At 48.8% G+C, this 2,724-nt stretch carries 1 protein-coding gene; it reads right to left on the bottom strand.

From position 1 onward, the window contains the following. The coding region (locus CAG69_RS05640; RefSeq protein ID WP_161443095.1) for a tandem-95 repeat protein at positions 1–2,724 on the bottom strand (2,724 nt) is incomplete at both ends.

The raw sequence follows: 2,724 nt of genomic DNA, 5'->3' as shown, positions 1-2,724 counted from the left end.
CATTATCAACTGTTGGCGCATCGTTAACACGATTCACAACCAAGCTATCACTGTCGCTAGCCGTTGGATTAACACCATCCGACACTGACGCGCTGATAGTCAGGTCTTTAAGGTTAAGTTCATCGTTGTTAACCGCGTCAACACCCGCTTGAGTTAGCTTGACTTCATTGCCAACCAACACGAAGTAGCCGTTTGAGTTGTTCTCTAAAGAAACGGTTAATTGGTCTTCTGGCGTATCAGTATCACGAACCGTTAAGGTTGCGACTACCGTATCCGTGCTCACTGCGTCTTCAGTGATGCTTTCTACGGCATCAACTTTGATAGTTGGCGCATCGTTTACTGGGTTAACGCTAACTACCACTTTCGCTTCGTCGGTCAATTGACCATCCGTTACGATGTAGGTAATTTCAGCGTCGCCATTGAAGTTTTCTGCAGGAGTGAAAACGAGTTTTCCATCCACCACTTCAACCGTACCCTGCTCTTTAGGTACAGAGGCTGATTCAATACTCAGCTTATCGTCATCCACATCGCTGTCGTTTGGCAGAACATCAATAGTAACTGCGGTGTCTTCTTGTGTCGTAGCGATGTCATCTTTCGCCACTGGCGCGTCGTTGACCGGTGTTACATTGACTTCAACGGTGGTGGATTCCGATACCCCGCCTGATGTCACGACATAAGTGAACGTATCTTTGCCGACGTAGTTATCATCTGGTATGTAGGTCACAGTTCCGTCAGGGTTGACCGAGACCGCGCCGTTAGCTGGGCCTTTACTGGTATCAAGCGACACCACTTTATCGTCGCCTTCGAACGTGTCGTTATCTAAGACCTTGATGATGGTCGCCGTGTCTTCCACAACCGTCGCTTTGTCTGCCACGATGTCCGCCACAGGCGCAACTGTGAAGTTCACCGTTTGGCTAACGCTTTCACCGCTTGGATCAGTGGCAGTAAACGTTAGGATATCTGAGCCGTTCCAGTCCGCGGTTGGAGTGAACGTAGCAATGCCATTGACGATCGCCACTTGAATGTTGCTGTTGCCAGAAACGCTGAAGCTCAGCTCGCCATCAACGTTATCCACATCGCTGAAGGCCGTATTCAGATCGATCGTGTATGGAGTGAAATCTTCCGCCAAGGTTTGGTCTGCAATGCTACTCTCAACCACAGGCGTGTCGTTCACCGCATTTACTGTAACGGTCACCTTCGCTTCGTCGGTCAATTCACCGTCCGTAACGATGTAGGTGATTTCAGCGTCGCCATTGAAGTTCTCGGCCGGAGTGAAAACAAGTTTGCCATTCACCACTTCAACCGTACCCTGCTCTTTAGGAACAGAGGCTGATTCAATACTCAGCTTGTCGCCATCCACATCAGTATCGTTTGACAGAACATCAATCGTGACAGCGATATCTTCTTGTGTTGTTGCCGTGTCATCTTTCGCCATTGGCGCATCGTTCACTGGCGTCACATTGACTTCAACGGTAGTGGATTCAGACACACCGCCTGATGTCACGACATAAGTGAACGTATCTTTGCCGACGTAGTTATCATCTGGTATGTAGGTCACGGTGCCATCAGGGTTGACCGAGACCGTGCCGTTAGCTGGGCCTTTATTGGTATCAAGCGACACTACTTTATCTTCGCCGTCAAACGTGTCGTTACCTAAGACGTTAATGACGGTTGGCGTGTCTTCGACTACATCCGTGCTGTCAGCCTCGATGTCGACTACTGGTGCAACCGTAAAGTTCACCGCTTGGCTGACGCTTTCACCACTTGGATCGGTAGCAGTAAACGTTAGGGTTTCTGAACCGTTCCAGTCTGCTGTTGGTGAAATGGTCGCGATGCCGTTTTCAATCGAAACCAACACGTTGCTGTTACCGGACACTGAGAAGTTAAGTGTGGAGTCACTGTCTTTAAATGCGTTGTTTAAATCAATCGTGTAGGTCGCGAAGTCTTCCGATAGCACTTGATCTGAGATGACATTATCAACAATCGGCGCATCGTTAACACGATTCACAATCAAACTATCACTGTCGTTAGCCGTTGGATTAACACCATCCGATACTGACGCGCTGATAGTCAGGTCTTTTAGGTTAAGTTCATCGTTGTTAACCGCATCGACGCCTGCTTGAGTCAGCTTGACTTCATCGCCAACTAAGACGAAGTAACCGTTTGAGTTGTTTTCTAAAGAAACGGTTAATTGGTCTTCTGGCGTATCAGTATCACGAACCGTTAATGTTGCGACTACCGTATCCGTGTTCACTGCGTCTTCAGTGATGCTTTCTACGGCATCAACCTTGATAGTTGGTGCATCGTTTACTGGATTTACTGTAACGGTCACCTTCGCTTCGTCGGTCAATTCACCGTCCGTAACGATGTAGGTGATTTCAGCGTCACCATTGAAGTTTTCTGCCGGTGTGAAGACGAGTTTTCCATCCACCACTTCAACCGTACCCTGCTCTTTAGGTACAGAGGCTGATTCAATACTCAGCTTATCGCCATCCACATCGGTGTCGTTTGGCAGAACATCAATCGTGACAGCGATATCTTCTTGTGTTGTTGCCGTGTCATCTTTCGCCATTGGCGCGTCATTGACTGGCGTCACATCGACGTTCACCGTGGTGGATTCCGATACCCCGCCTGACGTAACGATGTAGGTGAAGCTGTCTGTACCGTGGTAGTTGTCGTTTGGCGTGTAGGTTACGCTGCCATCAGGGTTGACGGAGACTGTAC

The organism is Vibrio sp. V43_P6S15P86 (assembly GCF_009904725.1).
GTDB lineage: Bacteria > Pseudomonadota > Gammaproteobacteria > Enterobacterales > Vibrionaceae > Vibrio > Vibrio diabolicus.
This window is presented reverse-complemented; position numbering and strand designations above follow the sequence as displayed.